Genomic DNA, 23,569 nt, shown 5'->3' with positions numbered 1-23,569 from the left:
GTGGAAGCAAACTAAATGCAACAAAAATTTAGTTTGGAATTCCACTCCTTTTTCTTTCTAATACGTTTTATTAAAACCATAAGTGTATTTTTATGCTAAAATAGAACTAATAAGATAGAGGAGGTACACTTATGGTAACACGTCGTAAATATTCTCCGCAGGAAATAAGAAAAAATTCTTCTTATTTCTCTCCTTTGAAGGCAATCATTGAAACAGCTTTTTATGAAAATCAGGTTGTTGCAATAAAAACAGTGGAAGAAGCTTATCAATTGGCTTCCGCAGCTGCTGGGACAGTTGTCTTAGATATGCCTGTCATTCATACAAAGGAATTGGGCTTGCCTTCTTATGCTCGCGTTTTATTAACGAATTCTGGCGCAGTTGTTGGTCGAACGGCTAAAGCTCGACGGATTTTTGGTAGAGACAGTGAGGAAGATGAGAAGCTGCTTTCAATAGTACGCAGTGCAATTTATCAAGCTCATCATCGAAAATTTTATAAGGCAGATGCAGTTGTAGGGCTAGATGAAGCCTTTATGGCTTGTGCTCATCTCATGGTTCCTGAAGATGAAATTAACAACCTGTATTCTTGGCTTTTAAACTTTCAAATTTTGGATGAAGAGTTTAAAAATCGTTTGAGAGTTTCTAAAAAGTACGATGAAAATGACATATTTATTTTTTTCGATCCCAAATGGAAGCATCCAGATTATCCTGAAGGATTGGTATATTTTGATACTCAGCACAATTGTGTCATTATTTTGGGTTTAAATTACTTTGGTGAGTTGAAAAAAGCGACTTTAACCTTAGCTTGGGCAACCGCTGCTAGAAATGGATATGTAGCTTGTCACGGTGGCTTGAAAATCTTTAAACAAGAAGAGGCTGAAAAGAAAGACTATGTAGCCTCCTTCTTTGGTTTATCCGGCTCAGGGAAATCCACACTGACACATGCCAAACATAATGGAAAATATTATATTAAGGTTTTGCATGATGATGCCTTTATTATTTCTGTCAAAGATGGCTCTTCCATTGCTCTGGAACCGTCCTATTTTGATAAAACGAATGACTATTCCATTGGACATAGGGAGCAGGATTTTTTTGTAACAGTTCAGAATTGTGGTGTGACACTGGATGACAATGGTCTAAAAAAATTGGTGACAGAGGACATTCGAAATGGAAATGGTCGGACAGTCAAGTCTCGCTTTGCAACACCAGATCGGGTTGATCGAATTGATGAGCCTATCCAAGCCATTTTCTGGATTATGAAAGATGATTCTCTCCCACCGTTAGTCAAAATCAACGATCCGCTGATGGCTTCTACGATGGGCTGTACTTTGATGACCAAGCGTTCCAATGCTGAAAATGTCGCTGGCAAGCACGATGATTTAGTCATTGAACCTTATGCCAATCCATTTAGAGTGTATCCCTTGGTGGAAGATTATCGGAAATTCCGTAGTCTCTTTGAATCTGGTGTTGACTGCTATATCATCAATACTGGATTTTATATGGGAAAAGGAATTTCAAAAGAAGTTAGCTTGAATATTATTGAAAAAATTGTTGATGAAGAAGCAGAATTTAAACCATTTGGGCCATTGGAGGGTTTTGAATACATGGAATGTGAAGGGTATCCGATTCCGAATTTTGATGCTCGCTACAAACAATTACTTAGAGAAAGAATGCAAGTACGGCTGAACTTCTTGCTTGCCTTTAATCAAAAATACCCTAAAACGGCACTTCCTGTTGATGCAATTTCACGCTTGGAAACAGTTCTGCAAAATTTAGAAGCCTAAACAATCGATTTTCTTCTTTGCAATCTTCCTTCAAACTTTCTTTTTAACACTCCATGTGCAAGAAGTCAAAAAGTATGCTATAATTAAGATTACTTATATATGAGGAGAGAACATTCATGGAAGACCCTAGCAGTCAGACCTTGTTACTGCAAGCTTTATTATTACTGATTTTAACGCTATTGAACGCCTTTTTTTCAGCAGCCGAAATGGCTATGGTGTCTTTAAACCGCGCTCGTGTAGAGCAAAAGGCTGAAGAAGGCGATGCGAAGTACATTCGCTTGTTAAAAGTCTTGGAAAATCCTAATCACTTTTTATCCACTATTCAAGTTGGGATTACATTGATTACCATTTTATCAGGAGCTAGTTTGGCTAATACACTCGGTCAGGAAATTGCTTCTTGGATGGGAAATTCCGAGACTGCAAGAGCCATTGCAAGCTTTTTATCTGTTGCTATCTTGACTTATATTTCGATTGTTTTTGGTGAATTGTATCCAAAGAGAATCGCTCTGAACCTCAAGGATTCCCTAGCGGTTCGTACAGCGCCAGTTATCATCTTTTTGGGAAAAATTGTCAGTCCCTTTGTTTGGCTTTTATCAGCCTCTACCAATCTGCTCAGTCGAATCACTCCCATGACTTTTGATGATGCAGATGAGAAAATGACACGTGATGAGATTGAGTATATGCTGACCAATAGTGAAGAAACACTGGATGCAGATGAAATTGAAATGCTGCAAGGGATTTTTTCACTAGATGAGATGATGGCGCGTGAGGTAATGGTGCCGCGTACCGATGCGTTTATGGTGGACATCAATGATGATACCAAGGAAATTATCGAAAGCATCTTGAAGCAGAATTTTTCACGGATTCCGGTCTATGATGATGACAAGGATAATGTTATTGGACTTATTCACACCAAACGTCTGTTAAATGAGGCGTTTACTAATGGTTTTGATAATATTGTACTACGAAAAATTTTGCAGGAACCGCTCTTTGTGCCAGAAACAATTTTCGTGGATGATTTGCTGACAGAGCTGCGGAATACGCAAAATCAAATGGCGATATTGTTAGATGAATATGGTGGTATGTCTGGTCTGGTAACGCTGGAAGACTTACTGGAAGAAATTGTCGGTGAGATAGATGATGAAACAGACAAGGCTGAAGTAGAGGTGTATCAGGTTTCTGACCATACTTACTTTGTCCTTGGAACCATGAGTTTAAATGACTTTAACGAGTATTTTGAAGTTGAACTGGAGAGTGATGACGTTGACACTATTGCGGGCTATTATTTGACGGGCGTAGGCTCGATACCCGACGTGAAAGAGCGTTTGAGTTATGAAGTGGAAAGTCAGGACAAAAGGCTCATTTTAACCAATGATAAGGTAAAAAATGGACGTGTGACAAAGCTCAAAGTAGAAGTTTCTGAAATAGTAGAAGAAGAGGAAGAAGTTGAGAAATGATCTCAGCTTCTTTCGTTTTTCAAAAATTGATAAGTTTACTTTACTTTTTATAAATATGTGAATGACATTAAAAATAAAGGAAGCAGATCGATGACAACGACATTCTTCCTTTTTGGCTATTTTTAATATTGAAGAGTGAATTTTGTGAAGGGTCATGATCATTTTTGCCGTTTGGAGAAGTCAACGAAACGGAATTTTTCGAGTTTATGACGACTATCTGTAAACTGAAATTGCTGTCCGTCTGCAAGATAGACTTTTGATTTGACAGAGACGACATGGTGGTCATTTCCAATGTTCATCAATATTTTATCGCGATTAGTGGCTGGATCAATTGTGATTTCTTTTTGGGCGTAAGAAATGTGTAGTCCCAGTTCATCTTCTAAATAAGCATAAATTGAATGCTCTGCAATTTCACGGCTAATAGAAGGGACAAAACTCTTATCAAGGTAATCAATATCCAAGACGGAGGCAATCCCGTCAACGACCCTTTGGCGAATAATCCGCCACACCAGACGGTATTCAGGAAAACCAGTAAGACTGGATAATTTTTTATCAACTGTAATTTTTTCTAACTGTATGACATTGGTTTTAGAATTCATTCCATGTTGCCGGACAAGTTCTTGGTAACTAGTTAGGTTGGAAACGGGAAAGTCAATCTGTTCTTGTTGGATGACTTTAGAGCCTTGACCTCTCATTTTTTGAATGAGACCAGCTTTTTGAAGCAAATCAAGCGATTTACGAATCGTGTCACGGCTGACCTTGTAGGCCTGGACAAGTTCGTGTTCGCTAGGAAGATAATCATTCATCTGATATTTCTCGTTTAGAATATCTTGTTCTAAGAGTTTAAAAATTTGTTCATATTTTTTCATGATATCCTCACTTGTTTTCTTTTTAGCATACAACTAAATAAATTTTACCAAAAAAGAGCCTTTTTTACTACAAACATCTTGCAGATATCTTTGGTATCGTTTACAATAAATGTATCAATCAATTGTACAATGATGAAAAAAAGAAGGAGAGTGTTAGGTTAAGCCTAGCCAAACAGAAAATGGGAAAATTTGAGAAAGACGCCAAGACGCTATTAGATGCTATCGGTGGCAAGGAGAATGTCTCAGCAGTCAGCCATTGTGCAACTCGGATACGCTTTGTATTGGCAGATGAAAAGAAGGCAGACGTAAAAGCAATTGAAGCCATTCCAGCTGTAAAGGGAACTTTTACAAATGCAGGGCAGTTTCAAGTCATTATCGGAAATGATGTGCCGATTTTCTACAATGATTTTACAGCTGTTTCAGGGATTGAAGGTGTATCAAAAGAAGCAGCTAAAGCCGCTGCCAAAAGCAATCAGAATCCAGTACAACGTGTCATGACAATGCTGGCGGAAATTTTCACTCCAATTATTCCAGCCATTATCGTTGGGGGGCTGATTCTCGGTTTCCGCAATATTCTGGAAGGTGTACAGATTCAGGCACTCGGTCAAAAAATGGTTGACGGTGTTGCTCAGTTTGCTAAAGACGGTACTCCGATTTACAATACGATTGTAGATGTATCACAGTTTTGGAGTGGTGTAAATTCCTTCTTGTGGCTGCCGGGTGAAGCGATTTTCCACTTCTTACCTGTTGGTATTGTTTGGTCTGTTTCTCGTAAAATGGGAACCAGCCAGATTTTGGGAATTGTTCTTGGGATTTGTTTGGTGTCACCACAATTGCTCAATGCGTACTCAGTAGCCAGCACACCGGCTTCAGAAATTGCTAAAAACTGGGTATGGGATTTTGGTTTCTTCACAGTTAGAAAAATTGGATACCAAGCACAAGTTATTCCAGCTCTGCTTGCAGGATTGTCGCTATCTTATCTTGAAATCTTCTGGCGCAAACGCATTCCAGAAGTTGTGTCCATGATTTTTGTGCCATTCTTATCCTTGATTCCGGCACTTATTCTAGCGCATACAGTCCTTGGTCCAATTGGTTGGACACTTGGACAATGGCTGTCAACAGCGGTGCTTGCTGGTCTGACTGGTCCTGTTAAATGGCTCTTTGGTGCGATATTTGGTGCCCTCTATGCTCCGTTTGTTATCACTGGTCTGCACCACATGACCAATGCCATTGATACACAGCTGGTTGCAGATACAGGCGGTACGGCGCTATGGCCAATGATTGCCTTGTCCAATATCGCTCAAGGTTCAGCTGTATTTACTTACTATCTGATGAACCGTCATAATGAACGTGAAGCACAGATTTCTCTGCCAGCAACGATTTCTGCTTATCTAGGTGTTACAGAACCAGCCCTTTTCGGGGTCAACGTGAAGTACGTCTACCCATTTGTGGCAGGGATGATTGGTTCTTCTATCGCAGGTCTCTTATCCGTAACCTTTAACGTAACAGCCAATGCTATCGGAATCGGTGGAATTCCAGGTATCTTATCTATCCAAGCTAAATACATGCTTCCATTCTTCCTTATTATGTTAGTAGCTATTGCAGTACCGATGATTTTGACTTTCTTCTTCCGCAAGACAGGCATGTTTACAAAGACAGAAGATGAAAGTGTCAAATCACCGCAAATTGAAGCCATTGACGAAGCAAAAGAAGCCGCTCCAAAAGTAGATTTTGCAGAAATTGCTAGCCCACTGGCTGGAGAAGTCAAAGAATTAAGCCAAGCAACCGACCCTGTCTTTGCTCAAGGCGTGATGGGACAAGGAGTTGTCATTCTTCCAAGTGAGGGAGAACTGGTGGCCCCTGTGAACGGGACGGTATCAGTGCTTTTCCCAACCAATCATGCTGTTGGAATCGTGTCAGATGAAGGTGTCGAATTACTCATGCATATCGGTATGGACACAGTTAATCTCGATGGCAAAGGTTTTGAAGCTCATGTGGCTCAAGGAGACAGAGTGAGCGTAGGTCAGAAACTGGTTAGTTTTGATATAGCAGCTATTCAGGAAGCTGGCTTAGTGACTGAAACACCTGTGATTATTACAAATCAAGAGCAATTTCAGGCTGATGAACAGGGAACATTGCCGCGGACTATTGGACGTGGAGATAAGCTGATGACAGCTACTCGAATCGGGTAAAATGTTTGATACGAGCTATGATGAGCAGGATTTTTCTAACGAATAGACAAATTTATCTCAGTAATCCATTTGCCTCACTGCTAGAAATCCAAGTAGCATCCTCTTAACGAGAGATACAAAGGCTCGTAGCGAAGAATAACAGTAACGATAAAGGGGAGGAGCGTAAGCCCCGCCTCTTTCTTTTAGAAATAGAAAAGGAAGACAAATGGCATTAGATAAGACAAAAGTCGTCTATCAAATTTATCCAAAATCATTTAAAGACACGACCGGAAATGGGATAGGAGATTTTCAAGGCATTATTGAGAAAATTCCTTACCTCAAAGAATTAGGAGTGGATATGGTCTGGCTCAATCCTTTCTATCCCAGCCCGCAGCGTGATAATGGTTATGATATTTCAGATTATACGGCTGTCAACCCTCTTTTTGGGACGATGTCTGACTTTGAAGAGATGGTTCAAGTTGGGAAAGAATACGGCATTGACTTTATGCTGGATATGGTCTTAAATCATTGCTCGACCGAGCATGAATGGTTTCAAAAAGCTTTAGCTGGCGATCCGTACTACCAAGATTTTTTCTTTCTGCGTGATGAGCCGACAGACTGGTTGTCTAAGTTTGGCGGCAGCGCCTGGGCACCTTTTGGCGACACTGGCAAGTACTACCTGCATCTCTTTGATGTGACGCAGGCTGATCTCAACTGGCGCAATCCTCATGTCCGCGAAGAACTTTTCAAAGTTGTCAATTTTTGGCGGAACAAGGGTGTCAAGGGTTTTCGCTTTGATGTCATCAATCTGATTGGAAAAGATGAGGTGTTGGAAAACTGTCCGGAAAATGATGGTAAGCCTGCCTATACGGACAAGCCCATTGTACATGACTACCTGCACATGCTGAATGAAGCGACTTTCGGACAGGCTGACTCATTTATAACTGTCGGAGAAATGAGTGCGACTACTATTGAAAACTGCATTCTCTATACAGATCCGGCACGTCACGAATTGTCTATGGCCTTTAATTTCCATCATTTGAAGGTGGATTATGAAAATGGTCAAAAATGGAGCTTGAAAAAATTTGATTTCGAGGAGCTCAACCGTCTTTTTCATACGTGGGGCAAGGAAATGAGTGACCATGATGGCTGGAGTGCTCTATTTTGGAACAATCATGATCAGCCACGTGCCTTAAATCGTTTTGTTGATGTTCAGCATTTCCGCAATGAAGGAGCAACCATGCTTGCGGCCAGCATTCATCTGTCTCGCGGAACGCCATATATTTATATGGGAGAAGAAATCGGCATGGTGGATCCAGACTATGACTCTATGGCAGATTATGTGGATGTGGAATCTATCAATGCCTATCAGATGCTGCTGGAGCAAGGCAAAACACCAGAAGAAGCTTTTGCAATTATTCAGGCCAAATCTCGCGATAATTCTCGCACTCCCATTCAGTGGGGTGATTCAGCAAATGCTGGCTTTACGACAGGCACTCCTTGGCTCAAAGCAGGGAAATCTTATCCTGAAATCAATGTTGAAAATGAGATGCAAGGACCGATTTTCACTTTCTATCAAAAACTGATTGCCCTTCGCAAGGAACTTCCTATTATTGCCGAAGGCAGCTATCAACCAGCTTATGAAGACAGCTCACAGATTTATGCTTTTGAGCGTCAATTAGGTGACGAAAAACTTTTGGTACTCAATAACTTCTATCCAAATCCGATTACGATAGATATTTTACCAGAGTATCAAAATGGCGAAGTGCTCCTTTCTAATTATGAAGAAACTCAAACAGCAGAAGTTGTAACCTTAAGACCTTATGAAAGTTTGGCAATTATTGTAAATAAACACTAAATGCAGCAATAAATCCTAAAATCGACTGAATCATTCAGCCGATTTTTTAAAACCCAAGAGAAAGCGCTTGCATTATCCTTTTGTTTTATTTATAATAATTACGGTAGAAATACATCTCAAGGAAATTTGATTTCCAAATTATGATGTAAAGGAGAATATATGAAAAAAACTTCAAAACAATTGCCTGTATTGTTTGCGACAGCTATTTTGTTAGCTAGTAGCGTTCTAAGTCCTATTGTTCAGGCAAATGAGGCGAGCTCTTCAAGTTCAGAAACTTCTGTAACAACGACTTCAAAGTCTAGTTCTGTTGCTTCGACAACTCAGTCGCAATCATCAGAAACAACTTCTGAAAGTTCAGCAAGCAGTACGAGTAGTACGAATGAGCCGAGTAGCACAAGCGAAGAAGCACCTAAGACAGAAGCTTCAAGCAGTGAAGCAGGAGCTACTACTTCTGAATTTACCGAGGTAGCCAATATTGGTCAAATTCAAGGCGAAGCGCATGAATCGCCTTATAATGGGAAAAAGGTGCGCGTGTCAAGTGTAGTCGTCACTAAAACGGATCAATATGGCTTTTATACACAAGACATCAAAGCCGACGGGAACACAAAGACTTCAGATGCTATCTATGTAGTTTCAAAGGAAAAAGTAGCCGTTGGAGACCGATTGACGATTGAAGGTGAAGTTAAAGAAGGTTACATGGAGTCACTCAGCGTCCGTCCGGGGCAACAATTTAAAAAACCAGCTGATAGCTTAACTGTCACGCAATTGATAGCTTCAAAGGTAACAAAAGACGGAACAGCGGCATTACCAGCTCCAGTCAATATTTCAGATCGTATGCCAAAAGATATCGTGGATAATACTCCGACTACTTATGATCCAGAACATGATGCATTGGATTATTGGGAAAGTCTGGAGGGTATGTTGACAACAGTAAAAAAACCTCGTGTACTTGGCCCACAATATCGAGGAGATGTTTATCTTTTGCCGGCTGGTTATCAAGCGCTGCCGCTCAATAATATCGGTGGTGTCAACCTTCGTCCTAATGTCCAAAATACAGCAACTATCCCCGTTTATGTTGGGAATAAATATATTGCAAAAGCTAAAGATTACTTTAATGAAGATGTTTCTGGTGTTGTAACTTATCGCAGCAAGGTTTATAAGTTGGAGCCAACGAAGTTGCCAGATCTGCAAGATGGCGGTCTACAAAGAGAGGTTTCTAAGATTTATCCAAGTGAAGATAAATTGACTATTGCTTCTTATAATATTGAAAACTTCTCAGCAAACAATGCAGCAGGTGAGACGCCTGATGCAAAAGTAGACAAAATTGCTAAATCTTTTATCAACGAAATTCACAGTCCAGATATTATTACCCTTATAGAAGTTCAAGACAATAATGGAAGTGTCAATGACGGCACAGTAAGTGGTGTTAAAAGCGGGGAAAAGTTAGCCGCTAAGATTAAACAATTAGGCGGCAAAGAGTATAAGTATGTCGAAGTAGCTCCTGTTGATGGTGCAGACGGAGGAAAACCCGGTTCCAATATTCGTGTGGCTTACTTGTATAATCCTCAACGAGTGAAGTTAGTTGAGCGTGAAGCAGGAAGTAGCACAGAAGCAGCTGCCTTCAAAGATGGGCATTTGGTGAAAAATCCTGCAAGGATCGATCCAACCAATCCAGCCTTTACGAAAGTTCGAAAATCTTTAGCAGCAGAGTTTGAATTTAAGGGCGAGCATATTGTCGTGATTGCCAATCATTTAAAATCCAAACTCGGTGATGATGCAGTATATGGTTCTAAACAACCAGCAGTGCAAAATACATTAGCACAGCGGATTGAGCAAGGGAAGCTGTTGAACGCTTTTGTCAAAGAAGGTTTAAAGCAAAATCCTAATTTGAAGTTTGTCTTAACTGGTGACTTTAATGACTTTGAATTTTCAGAAACTGCCAAAGCAGTGGCTGGTAATGAATTAGTCAATATGATGCTGAATCACGACGCAGCAGACCGCTATTCTTATTTTTACCGTGGTAGCAATCAAAGTTTAGACAATATCTTTGTTTCAAAAAATATTGCAGATAAAACAGTATTCTCACCAGTTCATATCAATGCTTCCTTTATGGAAGAACACGGTCGGGCGTCAGATCACGATCCCGTTATTGCACAGCTTGATTTTAGTCAGAAGAAAGGTAATACGACACCGACACAATCAACTGAACCAAAACCTTCTGGTGACACCACAATGCCACCAAATAAAGATGATAAACTAACTAAAAAGAGGATTTTACCATCTACAGGAACAACAGGCGCTGAAGTCGTTGTTGTAGGACTTGTCATCCTAAGTGCAACCCTCCTTTGGCGAAAGAAAGTGACGGATTAAAAGGAATAGATGAACGAGAGAGTTTTAAGATTCTCTCGTTTTTTTGAAAAACATTGAAAATGAAACTGAAAAACAGATTATTTTCTAAAAAATAGACAAATTGTCCCTCTATCTAGAAAAGAAGTGTTATAATAGTATTATAAAACGTTTTCAAGAGGATAAGACGATGGAAAAAGAAGTCATTGATTATGGAAAAGTAACAGGTATGGTCCATTCGACTGAAAGTTTTGGAGCTGTTGATGGGCCTGGTATCCGTTTCATTGTCTTTTTACAGGGTTGTAAAATGCGTTGCCAATATTGCCACAATCCAGATACATGGGCAATGGAAACCAATAATTCAAGAGAGCGAACGGTTGAAGACGTTTTGCAAGAAGCGCTTCGTTATCGTGGCTTTTGGGGTAAAAAAGGTGGGATTACAGTAAGTGGTGGTGAAGCTCTTTTGCAGATTAATTTTGTGACTGCACTTTTTACCAAAGCTAAAGAATTGGGAATTCATTGCACTTTAGATACTTGTGCGATGCCGTTCCGCAATACACCAGAGTATCTCAAAGTTTTTGATCGCCTGCTTGAAGTGACAGATTTAGTGTTGCTGGATATTAAAGAAATCAATGATGCCCAGCATAAATTTGTGACAGGGCACACCAATAAAAATATTTTGGAATGTGCAAAATATTTATCTGATAAAGGTGTTCCAATGTGGATTCGCCATGTTTTGGTTCCAACGTTAACAGACCGTGATGACGACTTAAAAGAATTAGGTGAGTTTGTCAAAACGTTAAAAACAGTTGATAAATTTGAAGTGCTACCTTATCATACAATGGGAGAATTTAAATGGCGTGAATTAGGAATTCCTTATCCATTAGAAGGTATTAAACCACCAACTGCTGACCGAGTAAAAAATGCCAAAGAACTCATGAAAACCGAATCCTATACAGAGTATATGAATCGCATACATAATAGTTGATCAAAAGTAGAAAGTGAAATGTTGACCAGCACCTAAGAAGTTAGATAGAAAAACTGACGATTAAGTGCTTTTCTATTCCTCTATTTGTGAAAATCTTAAAATTGTGCTAAAATAAAATATATAAAAAGTTTACGAGGTACGATCATGTCTAAAATTTTAGTTTTCGGTCATCAAAATCCAGATTCAGATGCGATTGGCTCAGCTGTGGCCTTTGCTTATCTTGCGCGTGAAGCTTATGGCTTGGACACAGAAGCAGTTGCTTTGGGAGAACCAAATGAAGAAACAGCGTTTGTCTTGGATACTTTTGGTGTAAAAGCACCGCGTGTGGTGACATCTGCAAAGGCAGAGGGAGTTGAGCAAGTTATTTTAACAGACCACAATGAATTTCAACAATCTATTTCTGACATTGCAGAAGTAGAAGTGTATGGCGTTGTGGATCATCACCGTGTAGCGAATTTTGAAACAGCCAGCCCACTTTATATGCGTTTGGAGCCTGTTGGTTCAGCTTCTTCTATCGTTTATCGCATGTTTAAAGAATCTGGTGTAGCTGTACCAAAAGAACTCGCAGGTCTAATGCTCTCAGGTTTGATTTCAGACACTCTTCTTTTGAAATCACCTACTACACATCCAAGTGATAAGGTCATTGCTCCAGAATTAGCTGAATTGGCTGGTGTGAATTTGGAAAAATACGGTTTGGCTATGCTTAAAGCTGGAACGAACTTAGCAAGCAAAACAGCCGAGGAATTGATTGATATTGATGCTAAAACATTTGAATTAAACGGAAACCAAGTTCGTGTAGCACAAGTCAACACAGTTGATATTGCAGAAGTCTTAGAACGTCAAGCTGAACTGGAAGCAGCTATTGAAAAAACAAACGCAGCCAATGGTTATTCTGACTTTGTTTTAATGATTACTGACATTGTTAATTCAAACTCGGAAATTCTGGCAATCGGTTGCAATATGGACAAGGTAGAAGCAGCTTTCAACTTTGTTCTTGAAAACAACCACGCTTTCCTTGCTGGAGCTGTTTCTCGTAAGAAACAAGTCGTTCCGCAATTAACAGAAAGTTTTAATGCTTAAGAATAGAACAAAAAGGGAGTTTCGGCTCCTTTTTTGATACAATAGTTCTATGAAAACTCAAGATTTACAAAACGGGGATTTGCTTTTTGTGTCTAGTCAATCTGATATGGCAGAAGCTATTCAGCAATCAACTGGGCGGTATAACCATGTGGCAATCTTTTTTGACGGCTGGATGTACCATGCGACAAGTGAGCAAGGGGTCATAAAGCAGCCGATAGAAGAGTTTTTACAGGTTGATGAATGCTATGCCGTTTATGCTTTTCCTGACATAGATGCGAAAGCTGTCTGGGAAAGAGCGGAGCAGCATCTTTACAAGCCTTATAATAATAGCTTTTATCCAAATACGACAGGTTTTTACTGTTCTGAATATATTGCGGAAGTCCTCCCCATTTTTGAAACTATTGCTATGCAGTTCGGTGATGAAGATGAGGAAGTTGCTCCTTTTTGGCAGCAGTATTACAAGGAATTGGGGCTAGCTGTTCCTCTTCATCAGCCGGGAACCAATCCTAGCCAATTGGCTCAATCCGAAAAATTAGTTTACAAAGGAAGATTAGATGATTAAAGTAATCAATCCCAGTCGTTTGACACGTCAGCCCTTTTTTCATGAATTGATAAATTACTTAAATCAACATGACGATGTTACTTTGCGAGAGATAAAGCGTGAGTTTGCAAATTTTCCCAATATTGATCGCTCTATAGAGGATTATATCAAGGCAGGCTATGTGCTTCGGGAAAATAAACGCTATCATCAAAGCGTTCCTCTGTTGGAAAATGTGACGGCTTTGTCTTTGGATCAGGAAGTCTTTGTGCGAGATGATAGTCCTCTTTATCAAGAATTGCTGAATATGCGTTTTGAGACGCATTTAACCAATCAAACAAACCAAGCTATTTTAGTAGAAAAAACGGATTTTCTCAGAGAGCAGTTGACGCTTTCCAATTATTTTTACAGGCTGAAACAACAATATCCATTGATCAATCAGCAACAAAAACTCTATGACTTGGTAGGAGATGTAAATCCTGAGTATGCTTTAAAATATATGACGACCTTCCTCTTAAAATATGGTCGAAAAACTGAGCTGATGCAAAAACGACGCGATATTTTTGTAGATGCTCTAGTGATTTTAGGTTATATTGCGCCTAACGAAGCAGGGAAATATGAATTAAAATTGGATTTTGATAAGGAAACATTGACCTTTCGTGTAAAGAAAGCATTAGATAAACCTTAGAATAATAAAATTTTAAGGTTTATTTGATAGATTTATAAGTATAAGGTTTAAGTTTAGCAAGATTTGGTAGTCACTAAATCATTTCGTTTCATGAAAGGAATGTATCGTGAATCTTTTAGCAAAAATTCGTCCGTCTCAGCCGTTGAAGTATTTGAAATGGTTTGATATTGTCATTGTGACAGCCCTGCTATTTGGACAATTTATCTATCGCTCAACGGAACTTTATCTTGCGAGCTTGTCACCGTCCACTACGGCAGCAGTAACAGATACAGCTAGTAAAACAGCAAGTGACGGAGTAGCTTATTCCAGTAATTTAGAATTGCAGATTCTCATGTTAGCTTTGACGATAGCCTATTTAATACTTCGCCGTTTTGACTTTAAGCAGTTGCTAATTCATCTATCGTGGTCTGTGCTCTTTTGGGTTCCCTTTATCTTTGCGGTTATGGGGATTCTCGCGGATACAGTGACCACCCTTAGCGGAGAATACAATTATTTTGATCCGCAATTGTGGAAATATATTGATCTGACGGAAATTTTCCGCAAATTTATTGATTTGACACCTATGGCTATTCTCTATGCTTTGCTCAATGGCTTCTATGAAGAATTTTTCTTCTTAGGTTTATTGACCTCAGTTAGAGATAAATATAAGTGGTGGGTTCTTCTTTATTCGACAATCATTCGCGTTTCTTTCCATACCTATCAAGGAATGCTCTGGGCACTGACAATCGGTGTTGGTTTTGGACTTCTCTATTATTTTCTTTACAAATATAAGGTTAAAAATCTCTTGCCTTTCTTCCTCGTACATGCTCTTGCAGATATGTTTGGGTCAAGTCTGATGTATGTTTTGATTAGTTGGAGAAAGTAAAGTCATAAAGCAAGATTTTGATTTCTAAAGAATTGTGCATCTCTCTTCGTTAGTATAAATTTGTAATTTTTCTTCAATAATTAAAGGTCGAAAACGTTTGTCTCGACCTTTATTATTTTCTATAAATATTTTTCAGCGATGGCATAATCACCTAGATAGTCAGTTTTTTTACCATTTATAATTTGGTAGCAATCTGCGCCCTTACCAGCTAGAATGACGGCATCGCCTTCTTTGCTAGTTAAGCTAAGGGCTGTTTTAATAGCTTCTTCGCGGTCAGCAATCATATCAACATCAAAGGATATGTAAGAAGCAATTTCTTTGGCAATAGCAATTGGATCTTCGTAATTTGGATCATCTGCTGTCAGGATAACGGTCAATTCTGGATGTTGATTGATTAGTAGACCAAAATCTTTGCGACGGCTTTCTCCTTTATTTCCAGTTGCACCGAGTACCAAAACAATCCTACCTTTTTGATGTTCTTGGACGACAGATAGGAGATTGGCGAGGCTGATACCATTGTGTGCGTAGTCCACAAACACTTTGGCACCATTTTTTTGAGTCAGCACTTCCATACGTCCAGGTACGCGTGTGTTTGCAATTCCCTTCTTGATGTCCGCAATGGAAGCACCCAAGCGGAGACAGGCAAGGCTAGCAGCAAGCGCATTTTCTTGGTTGAAACGACCAATCAGCTGAATGTCAAATGTCTCTGCTAACTTTCCGCTTGTTTCAAAAGAGAAGGCTTGCGAGTGATGAATTTGATTGTCTGAATACTGTCCGTAAAAATCATGTTCCATGACAGCAACTTGCTCAGCCAAAACTTCAAAATGGTCCATTTCGCTATTGACCACTACAGCTCGGCTATTTTCCATGAGGAGTCGCTTGTGATAGAAGTAGTCTTCAAATGTCGGGTGCTCAATTGGTCCGATGTGATCAGGACTGATATTGAGGAAAACGCCAACGTCAAAGGTTAAACCGTAAACCCGCTTTTTCAGGTAAGCCTGACTGGAAACTTCCATGATGAGATGAGTTCGACCATTTTCAACAGCTGTCGCCATCATTTTGAACAAATCCAAGCTTTCCGGTGTTGTCAAAACAGATTTGAAGAAATGTTCTCCGTCGAGCGTCGTGTTCATGGTAGACAAGAGAGCTGGCTTATGACTTTGTTGGAGGATATGATAGGCAAAATAAGCAGACGTTGTCTTTCCTTTAGTTCCTGTAAATGCGAGCAGTTTGAGTTTATCTTGTGGATTTCCATAAAATTCCATGGCAAGAAGGCTCATGGCTTGCTTTACGTCGTTGACTAGAATCACCGGAATAGTTACTTCAAAATCCGTCTCACTGACATAGAACTGTAAGCCTAATTCAACAGCTTTTTCCAAAAATTCTTTTTTAAAATTGTCACCTTTGACAAAGAAAAGAGTGGAAGCATCCACTTCACGGCTGTCGTAGCTGATATTATCAAATGTGAAATCAGTAGCTCTATAAAGGAAATGTCCTTGGTCAATGATCTCGCGGAAATTGTGATCCTTTTTTAAAATATTTAATGCGTTTTCAATTGTTATCATATTTCTATTGTAAACTTAATGGCGAGGTTTTACAAGCGGAAAGGAAAAGTTTATAATAAGATGAGACTATTTTCAGAGGTTATGTATGGACCAACAAACAACAAATCAACAAAAGCAAATGCTTCTAGGGACAGCTTGGCTGACAGCTAGTAACTTTATCAGCCGTTTTTTAGGGGCAATTTATATCATTCCTTGGTATATCTGGATGGGGAAACACGGTGCAGAAGCCAATGGCTTGTTTACCATGGGCTACAATATTTATGCTTGGTTTCTTCTGATTTCCACAGCAGGTGTACCTGTTGCAGTCGCAAAGCAAGTCGCCAAGTACAATACGATTGATCAAAAAGATCATAGTTTTACTCTCATTCGTGAATTTTTGAAATTCATGCTCTTGTTGGGAGTCATTTTTGCAGTGATCATGTATCTCTTATCACCGTTCTTTGCGCGTGTATCAGGAGTTGGGAAAGAGCTGATTCCAGTTATGCAGAGTCTGTCGTGGGCTGTGCTAGTATTTCCAGCCATGAGTGTTATTCGTGGATTTTTCCAAGGTTTTAACAATTTGAAACCGTATGCTATGAGCCAGATTGCTGAGCAGGTGATTCGTGTGATTTGGATGTTGCTTGCAACATTCTTCATTATGAAATTGGGATCTAAAGATTATGTTGCTGCAGTGACCCAATCCACTTTTGCAGCCTTTGTCGGCATGTTTGCCAGTATGGCGGTTTTGGTTTATTTTCTTTGGAAAACCAATCTCTTGACATCTATCTTACACAAACCAGCTAATAGTGCTGAAATCAACAGCCGTGCTTTGCTGGTGGATACGATTCGTGAAGCCATTCCTTTTATCATCACGGGTTCTGCTATTCAGCTTTTCCAAATCATTGACCAGATGACATTTATCAATACGATGAAATGGTTCACCAATTATAGCAATTCTCAGCTGGTGGTTATGTTCAGTTATTTCTCTGCCAATCCAAATAAGATTACCATGATTTTGATTGCAGTAGCAACTTCGATCGGCGGTGTGGGGATTCCTTTGCTGACAGAAAACTATGTCAAAGGTGATTTAAAGGCGGCTGCGCGCTTGGTTCAAGATAATTTGAGTATGTTACTGCTGTTTCTTTTACCAGCAACGATTGGTTCTGCCTTAGTAGCGCGGCCATTGTACACGATTTTCTACGGACGACCAGATAGTTTGGCCTTGGGGCTCTTCATTTTTGCTATGTTACAGACGATTATTCTTGGCATCTATACTGTCTTATCGCCAATGATTCAAGCGCTGTTCCAAAATCGTAAAGCGATTATCTATTTTGGTTATGGAGTTCTTGTTAAGCTCATTTTGCAAATTCCATTTATTTATCTGTTTAGAGCCTATGGATCGCTTCTGGCAACGACAATTGGACTCATCGTTCCAATCATTCTGATGTACCAACACATTCGTCAAGTAACTGGACTCAATCAAACCATTCTCTTCAAACGGAGTTTGTTGATTGGGATTTTAACAGCAGTTATGGCTCTTTTGATTGCCATTGTGGAAGTCGTACTTGGCTTTGTTTTTCATCCAAGCGGACGCATTTCTAGTATGCTTTATTTGGTTATCATCGGTGGCTTGGGCATCGCTATTTATGGAGCAATAGCTTTGCGAGTCCGCTTGTTAGACCGTTTTATTGGTGAGAAAGCTCAAACCTTACGTCAAAAATTTCATATTCATTAAAAGGCTGCAAGGCTTTTTAATGTTGTAGAAAATTTATAAAAATTAAGCTATAATGAAAATAGCTATTCTTGCAATCAAGTTCTATAATCTTTTGAATAGTCAGTATAGTTTAAAACTATATTTAGGTCTTGAAAAGAACAAAACACAGTGCTTTCGTAAGATGATACAATAGAATCACTTAGAAAATATAAGAATTGCTTGATTCCGCTCTTATCTTATGGAGGTCATTTATTATGGATAAAAAGTTACAATTAGACACGATTTTAGCTCATGCTGGTATTAAAACAGATGAAGCAACAGGTGCATTGACAACTCCTTTGCATTTTTCAACGACCTATCAGCATCCAGAATTTGGAAAATCCACTGGATATGACTATACGCGTACGAAAAACCCAACGCGAAGTAGCTTGGAAAAAACCTTAGCTGCTATTGAAAGTGCGGATTATGCATTAGCCACTAGTTCAGGAATGAGTGCTATTGTTCTAGCTTTTAGTATTTTTCCGGTTGGAAGCAAGGGTCTGGCGGTTCGTGACCTCTATGGTGGTTCTTTTCGCTGGTTTCATCAAGTGGAGCAAGAAGGGCGCTTTCACTTTACATATGCAAATACGGAAGAAGAATTGCTTGCGGCGTTAACAGAGGATATAGATGTAGTGTATCTGGAAACCCCGACCAATCCGTTAATGCTTGAGTTTGATATTGCGGCTATTGTAGAAAAAGCTCATGCAAAAGGTACAAAGGTTATTGTAGATAATACGTTTTATACTCCAATCTATCAACGTCCTTTGGAAAATGGAGCGGATCTTGTGCTACATTCGGCGACCAAGTACTTAGGAGGACATAATGACGTTCTGGCTGGTGCCCTTATGACGAGTGACAAAGAGCTTTATAAGAATCTATTCTACAATCTCAATACGATAGGAGCTGTCTTATCTCCATTTGATAGTTATCTCTTGCTTCGAGGTTTGAAAACTTTGTCTCTACGTATGGAACGTTCAACAAAAAACGCACAAGCTGTAGCAGCTTTCTTGAAAGATTCGCCAGCAGTAAAAGAGGTTCTCTATCCGGGAAAAGGCAGCATGATTTCCTTTAAAGTCAAGGAAGAAGCAGTTATTCCACATTTGCTAAATACGCTAAAAGTCTTTACCTTTGCAGAAAGCTTGGGGGGAGTAGAAAGTTTGATTACCTATCCTGCGACACAAACACATGCAGATATTCCAGCTGACATGCGGAAATCCTACGGTTTAACAGATGACTTATTGCGATTGTCCATTGGAATCGAAGACAGCCAAGACTTAATCACAGATTTAAAATTTGCTTTGGAGGTATAATATGAGCAAATACAATTTTCAAACAGCGCCGAATCGCTTATCTCACCACACTTATAAGTGGAAAGAGACAGAGGCTGATCCTCAATTATTACCAGCATGGATTGCAGATATGGACTTTGAAGTTATACCGGAAGTAAAACAAGCGATTCATGACTATGCAGAGCAGTTGGTTTATGGCTATACTTATGCGAGTGATGAGCTGCTCCAAGTGGTGCTGGATTGGGAAAAGAGCGAACATCAGTATTCGTTTGATAAGGAAGATATTGTTTTTGTAGAAGGTGTTGTGCCAGCTATTTCCCTTGCGATTCAAGCCTTTACCAAAGAGGGAGACGCTGTTTTAATCAATTCTCCTGTTTATCCGCCTTTTGCTCGTAGCGTTCGCTTAAACAATCGGAAATTGGTATCTAATTCTCTCAAAGAAGAAAATGGTTTGTTTCAAATTGACTTTGAGCAGTTGGAAAAAGAGATTGTCGAAAATAATGTGAAATTGTATCTTCTTTGCAATCCGCACAATCCCGGAGGACGTGTCTGGGAAAGGGAGGTTTTGGAAAAAATCGGTCATCTTTGTCAAAAACACCAGGTTATTTTGGTATCAGATGAGATTCATCAAGATTTGACCTTGTTTGGTCATGAGCATGTTTCCTTTAATACCATTTCACCTGATTTTAAAGAATTTGCCATTATACTGTCTAGTGCTACCAAGACCTTTAATATTGCAGGGACTAAAAATTCCTATGCTGTTATTGAAAATCCTTCATTACGTGCGCAATTTAAACGTCAGCAGCTTGCCAATAACCACCATGAAGTGTCAAGTTTAGGTTATATTGCGACAGAAACGGCCTATCGCTATGGCAAACCTTGGTTGGTGGCATTAAAAGCTGTTTTAGAAGAAAATATTCAATTTGCGGTGGATTATTTTGCCAAAGAGGCTCCGCGTTTAAAAGTAATGAAACCACAAGGGACCTATCTGATATGGCTTGATTTCAGTGCCTATGGTTTGACAGATGATGAACTTTTTGCTTTGTTGCATGACCAAGCAAAAGTCATTCTCAATCGAGGAAGCGATTATGGAAGTGAGGGTGAACTTCATGCAAGGCTGAATATTGCAGCGCCTAAGTCTTTAGTAGAAGAGATTTGCAAGAGAATTGTACGTTGTTTGCCGCAATAAGAATGAAAAGAAATTTTCAGAAACAGCCATTTTGGGTTGACAATCATTCTCAAGTGGAGTATAGTTAGTATGAAAAATCGGTAGGTGAGGCTACCATAGGGATACGGATGACTACCGCAAAGTAGTGGAGACACTACGCGTTGGTTAGCAGTTGAGATCGCTAAGGTTTCGACTAATGTCATTTCACCGCCCTACGGAGTTAAAGCTTGAACGGTAACACAAGACATACAGTCCTGCCATGTTTTTCATGGTAGGATTTTATTGTTTTTTAGCTGATTTTTTAAAAGGAAACTGCAGGGGAAAGGAGTGAGGAATATGCCAAATGATGATCACCCGAGTCAACAGAAAACCAGTCGATTGCCATATCTGAGCATTCCTCATGCTCTCTTTGGAATCGACTCTAGCAAATGAACGATATCTGAGCAAAAAGCTGTGTGCAGTTATTTTGTTGCTTGGATGCGTCTTAGATAGAGGAGAAAATCAGTGAAAACAGCAAAAGAAAGATTAACAGATGCTCTTCGTATGTCTGTAGGGGACACGATGACCTTTTTCAACACTTCCAGAGCAGGACTGACAGAAGAGCAAGTTGAAGAAAATCGCGACTTATATGGCGAAAATGAATTGACAAAAGGGCAAGAAGATTCAATTTTTAAAAAGATTTATGAGTCCATTATCAATCCCTTTACCGTTATTCTCTTACTCATTGCATTGGTGTCTTTGGTGACCAATGTTTGGCTGGCAAAGCCAGGGCAAGAAGATCCAACGACATTTATCATCATCGTTGTCCTTGTCTTGTTGTCTGGTAGTATTCGCTTTGTGCAAGAATTGCGGAGCGACAAAGCGGCCAGCAATCTTTCACGTATGATTGTCAATACAGTGACAGTCGTTCGCGAGGGAAAAGAACAAGAAATTCCAATTACAGAATTAGTGGTGGGAGACATTATTCGCTTGAGTGCAGGAGATATGCTGCCAGCAGATGTGCTAATCTTGGATTCACGCGACTTCTTTGTGCAACAGTCAGGTTTGACAGGTGAAAGTGATGCTGTTGAAAAAATGGCGCTGGATAAATGTGAGACAAAAGAAACAGATAGCTTGCTTGAGTCTGAAGCACTTGCCTTTATGGGAACCAATGTAATATCTGGTCGTGCCATTGCTCTTGTTCTGGTCGTTGGAGACGATACCAAGATGGGTGCTATTGAGCAAACGCTCAATACTTATGATGAACCAACTTCATTTGAGCGGGAAATGAACAGCATTTCATGGCTGCTCATTCGTCTCATGCTGGTACTTGTGCCCGTTGTCTTTTTCATCAATGGTCTGACAGACGGTGATTGGCTAGAGGCTGGTGTATTTGCACTTAGTGTCGGTGTCGGTTTGACACCAGAAATGCTGCCTATGGTCATCACTGCGAGTTTGGCTAAGGGTTCCATTCTTATGGCAAAAGAAAAAGTTGTCATCAAGAAACTCAATGCCATTCAAGATTTGGGAGCGATTGATATTCTTTGTACCGACAAGACAGGAACGCTGACACAAGATGAGATTGTCTTGGAATACCCGCTTGATATTCATGGAGACCTTGATTTAGCCGTTCTTCGCAGGGCGTATCTCAATTCGTATTATCAAACAGGGCTAAAAAACCTAATGGATCGTGCTATTATCAATCGGACAGAAAAAGAAGCTGAAAAGCATGAAATCGTTCGGAACTTGGACCAAACTTTTAAGAAAATTGATGAATTGCCTTTTGATTTTGAACGCCGCCGCATGAGTGTGCTAGTTCGAGATGATGAAAATGTCGTTAGCATGGTAACAAAAGGTGCTTTGGAGGAAATGCTATCCATTTCAAATTATGTCGAAGATAAAGGGAAAATCCTTCCTTTGACGGAAGAAATTCGTCAAGAAATTTTAGCAGAAGTTGCACAGTTAAATGAACAAGGACTGCGTGTGCTGGGCGTCAGCTATCGCTCAGACTTAGATGCTGACTATGAATACACAGTAGAAGATGAATCTGATATGATTTTGACGGGGTATCTTGCCTTTCTTGACCCGCCAAAACCTTCTGCAGCGCCTGCTATCAAGGCTTTAGCAGAATATGGTGTTGCCACCAAAATTTTGACAGGTGACAATGAAAAAGTCACAGAAGCGGTCTGTGAGAAAGTTGGGTTAGATGCAGAACATATCCTACTTGGCTATGTGATTGAAACGATGTCGGATGACGAACTGAGCAAGGTGGTTGAAACCACAACTGTTTTTGCAAAATTATCTCCTGACCAAAAAGCGCGTATCATTTTGCAGCTGAAAGCAAATGGGCATAAGGTTGGCTATATGGGAGACGGCATCAATGATGCACCTTCTATGAAAGTAGCTGATGTAGGGATTTCAGTTGATACAGCTGTCGATATTGCTAAAGAAACAGCTGATGTTATCCTGTTAGATAAGGACTTGTTGGTGCTTGAAAAAGGCTTGGTGGAAGGTCGCAAAGTTTATGCTAATATGACCAAATATATCAAGATGACAGTCAGTTCCAACTTCGGGAATATCTTTTCCTTGTTGATTTCAAGTATTTTTCTACCATTTTTGCCTATGGCACCGATTCATTTGATTGTGTTGAATTTGGTCTATGATATTTCTTGTATCGCTTTACCATTTGACAATGTAGATCGTGAATTTTTGCAAAAGCCTCGTATTTGGAGTGCCAAATCCATTACGCGCTTCATGGCGTGGATTGGTCCGATTAGTTCTATTTTTGACTGTTTGACCTTTTTGATTTTGTTCTTTATCATCGCACCGATGATGACAGGTTCTGTTTACCATCATGGTATGTCTAGCGAGTTCATTACTATTTTCCAAACAGGCTGGTTTATTGAGTCCATGTGGACGCAAACCATGGTTATCTACATGCTACGCTCACCTAAACTGCCATTTATTCAAAGCAGACCGGCTTTGTCTGTAGTTATGACAACGCTAGCAGCCGTGTTCTTTGTAACCTTATTGCCCTACGGTCCTTTTGCAGCACTTTTAAAAGTGGCTCCATTAAACGGTACTTATTTCTTATTCTTAATCCTTGTCATGATTTTATATATGGCAAGTATTACGTTTGTGAAGCATCTTTATATTAAGAAATACCATGAATGGTTGTAAGCAATTGACAATCTT

General features: G+C 39.7%; 16 protein-coding genes and 1 riboswitch. Of the genes, 14 read left to right on the top strand and 2 right to left on the bottom strand.

Annotation, left to right across the window (positions count from 1 at the left end; translation table 11 throughout):
- Positions 1-131: 131 nt before the first annotated feature.
- Complete coding sequence (locus ANG_RS08585; protein ID WP_025271929.1) at positions 132-1,781, top strand: phosphoenolpyruvate carboxykinase (ATP); 1,650 nt, start codon at positions 132-134, stop codon at positions 1,779-1,781.
- 116 nt (positions 1,782-1,897) lie between these two features.
- Positions 1,898-3,238, top strand: coding sequence for a hemolysin family protein (locus tag ANG_RS08580; protein ID WP_003033925.1), 1,341 nt, complete (start codon positions 1,898-1,900; stop codon positions 3,236-3,238).
- 158 nt (positions 3,239-3,396) lie between these two features.
- Here the strand turns inward: ANG_RS08580 and treR are convergent, their stop codons facing one another.
- Positions 3,397-4,107 carry a trehalose operon repressor gene (gene treR, locus ANG_RS08575; protein ID WP_025271928.1) on the bottom strand — a complete coding sequence of 237 codons (711 nt, stop codon included), beginning with the start codon at positions 4,105-4,107 and terminating at the stop codon, positions 3,397-3,399.
- Positions 4,108-4,286: 179 nt separating this feature from the next.
- Between treR and treP the strand changes: the two genes are divergently transcribed.
- The 8 genes from treP to ANG_RS08535 all read left to right on the top strand — a co-directional run bounded on the left by treP (position 4,287) and on the right by ANG_RS08535 (position 14,641).
- Positions 4,287-6,299, top strand: a complete 2,013-nt coding sequence (treP, locus tag ANG_RS08570) for a PTS system trehalose-specific EIIBC component (protein WP_003033943.1) — start codon at positions 4,287-4,289, stop codon at positions 6,297-6,299.
- A gap of 205 nt (positions 6,300-6,504) precedes the next feature.
- Positions 6,505-8,136, top strand: a complete 1,632-nt coding sequence (treC, locus tag ANG_RS08565; protein WP_003033969.1) for an alpha,alpha-phosphotrehalase — start codon at positions 6,505-6,507, stop codon at positions 8,134-8,136.
- Between the two features lie 159 nt (positions 8,137-8,295).
- Positions 8,296-10,506, top strand: a complete 2,211-nt coding sequence (locus ANG_RS08560) for an endonuclease/exonuclease/phosphatase family protein (protein WP_025271927.1) — start codon at positions 8,296-8,298, stop codon at positions 10,504-10,506.
- Between the two features lie 166 nt (positions 10,507-10,672).
- Positions 10,673-11,470, top strand: a complete 798-nt coding sequence (gene pflA / locus ANG_RS08555) for a pyruvate formate-lyase-activating protein (RefSeq protein WP_003025666.1) — start codon at positions 10,673-10,675, stop codon at positions 11,468-11,470.
- Positions 11,471-11,614: 144 nt separating this feature from the next.
- On the top strand, positions 11,615-12,550 hold the full coding sequence (locus ANG_RS08550) for a manganese-dependent inorganic pyrophosphatase (RefSeq protein WP_025271926.1): 936 nt from the start codon (positions 11,615-11,617) through the stop codon (positions 12,548-12,550).
- A gap of 49 nt (positions 12,551-12,599) precedes the next feature.
- Complete coding sequence (locus ANG_RS08545; RefSeq protein WP_003033902.1) at positions 12,600-13,112, top strand: YiiX/YebB-like N1pC/P60 family cysteine hydrolase; 513 nt, start codon at positions 12,600-12,602, stop codon at positions 13,110-13,112.
- On the top strand, positions 13,105-13,776 hold the full coding sequence (locus tag ANG_RS08540; protein ID WP_003033870.1) for a DUF1803 domain-containing protein: 672 nt from the start codon (positions 13,105-13,107) through the stop codon (positions 13,774-13,776). The genes ANG_RS08545 and ANG_RS08540 overlap by 8 nt, the downstream gene beginning before the upstream one ends.
- 106 nt (positions 13,777-13,882) lie before the next feature.
- Positions 13,883-14,641 (top strand): CPBP family intramembrane glutamic endopeptidase, encoded by a 759-nt coding sequence (locus ANG_RS08535; RefSeq protein ID WP_025271925.1) that lies wholly within the window; start codon positions 13,883-13,885, stop codon positions 14,639-14,641.
- Positions 14,642-14,760: 119 nt separating this feature from the next.
- Here the strand turns inward: ANG_RS08535 and ANG_RS08530 are convergent, their stop codons facing one another.
- Entirely contained in the window at positions 14,761-16,206 is a 1,446-nt protein-coding gene (locus tag ANG_RS08530; RefSeq protein WP_025271924.1) for a UDP-N-acetylmuramoyl-L-alanyl-D-glutamate--L-lysine ligase, read from the bottom strand.
- Between the two features lie 85 nt (positions 16,207-16,291).
- Here ANG_RS08530 and ANG_RS08525 point away from each other — a divergent pair, with 85 nt between their 5' ends.
- From ANG_RS08525 to mgtA, 4 genes are all read left to right on the top strand, one after another.
- Positions 16,292-17,920, top strand: coding sequence for a putative polysaccharide biosynthesis protein (locus ANG_RS08525; protein ID WP_025271923.1), 1,629 nt, complete (start codon positions 16,292-16,294; stop codon positions 17,918-17,920).
- 233 nt (positions 17,921-18,153) lie between these two features.
- On the top strand, positions 18,154-19,248 hold the full coding sequence (locus ANG_RS08520) for a cystathionine gamma-synthase (RefSeq protein WP_025271922.1): 1,095 nt from the start codon (positions 18,154-18,156) through the stop codon (positions 19,246-19,248).
- 1 nt (position 19,249) lies between these two features.
- Positions 19,250-20,416 carry a MalY/PatB family protein gene (locus tag ANG_RS08515; protein ID WP_020999497.1) on the top strand — a complete coding sequence of 389 codons (1,167 nt, stop codon included), beginning with the start codon at positions 19,250-19,252 and terminating at the stop codon, positions 20,414-20,416.
- Between the two features lie 69 nt (positions 20,417-20,485).
- A riboswitch (M-box (ykoK) riboswitch) is annotated at positions 20,486-20,638 on the top strand.
- A 261-nt stretch (positions 20,639-20,899) separates the two neighbouring features.
- On the top strand, positions 20,900-23,554 hold the full coding sequence (gene mgtA / locus ANG_RS08510; protein WP_003033895.1) for a magnesium-translocating P-type ATPase: 2,655 nt from the start codon (positions 20,900-20,902) through the stop codon (positions 23,552-23,554).
- Positions 23,555-23,569 lie beyond the last annotated feature (15 nt).

The sequence above is a fragment of the Streptococcus anginosus subsp. whileyi MAS624 genome, assembly GCF_000478925.1.
Classification (GTDB): Bacteria; Bacillota; Bacilli; order Lactobacillales; family Streptococcaceae; genus Streptococcus; species Streptococcus whileyi.
Note: the sequence above shows the minus strand (reverse complement) of the source record. Positions and strands in the feature narration are given on the sequence as shown.

Bases quoted from the DNA above. Each gene is read 5' to 3' on its own strand.
- ANG_RS08550 (WP_025271926.1), top strand. From the start codon at position 11,615: ATGTCTAAAATTTTAGTTTTCGGTCATCAAAATCCAGATTCAGATGCG.
- ANG_RS08530 (WP_025271924.1), bottom strand. From the start codon at position 16,206: ATGATAACAATTGAAAACGCATTAAATATTTTAAAAAAGGATCACAAT.
- ANG_RS08525 (WP_025271923.1), top strand. From the start codon at position 16,292: ATGGACCAACAAACAACAAATCAACAAAAGCAAATGCTTCTAGGGACA.
- ANG_RS08560 (WP_025271927.1), top strand. From the start codon at position 8,296: ATGAAAAAAACTTCAAAACAATTGCCTGTATTGTTTGCGACAGCTATT.
- ANG_RS08520 (WP_025271922.1), top strand. From the start codon at position 18,154: ATGGATAAAAAGTTACAATTAGACACGATTTTAGCTCATGCTGGTATT.
- treR (WP_025271928.1), bottom strand. From the start codon at position 4,107: ATGAAAAAATATGAACAAATTTTTAAACTCTTAGAACAAGATATTCTA.
- ANG_RS08545 (WP_003033902.1), top strand. From the start codon at position 12,600: ATGAAAACTCAAGATTTACAAAACGGGGATTTGCTTTTTGTGTCTAGT.
- ANG_RS08515 (WP_020999497.1), top strand. From the start codon at position 19,250: ATGAGCAAATACAATTTTCAAACAGCGCCGAATCGCTTATCTCACCAC.
- ANG_RS08580 (WP_003033925.1), top strand. From the start codon at position 1,898: ATGGAAGACCCTAGCAGTCAGACCTTGTTACTGCAAGCTTTATTATTA.
- ANG_RS08540 (WP_003033870.1), top strand. From the start codon at position 13,105: ATGATTAAAGTAATCAATCCCAGTCGTTTGACACGTCAGCCCTTTTTT.
- treP (WP_003033943.1), top strand. From the start codon at position 4,287: ATGGGAAAATTTGAGAAAGACGCCAAGACGCTATTAGATGCTATCGGT.
- ANG_RS08585 (WP_025271929.1), top strand. From the start codon at position 132: ATGGTAACACGTCGTAAATATTCTCCGCAGGAAATAAGAAAAAATTCT.
- pflA (WP_003025666.1), top strand. From the start codon at position 10,673: ATGGAAAAAGAAGTCATTGATTATGGAAAAGTAACAGGTATGGTCCAT.
- treC (WP_003033969.1), top strand. From the start codon at position 6,505: ATGGCATTAGATAAGACAAAAGTCGTCTATCAAATTTATCCAAAATCA.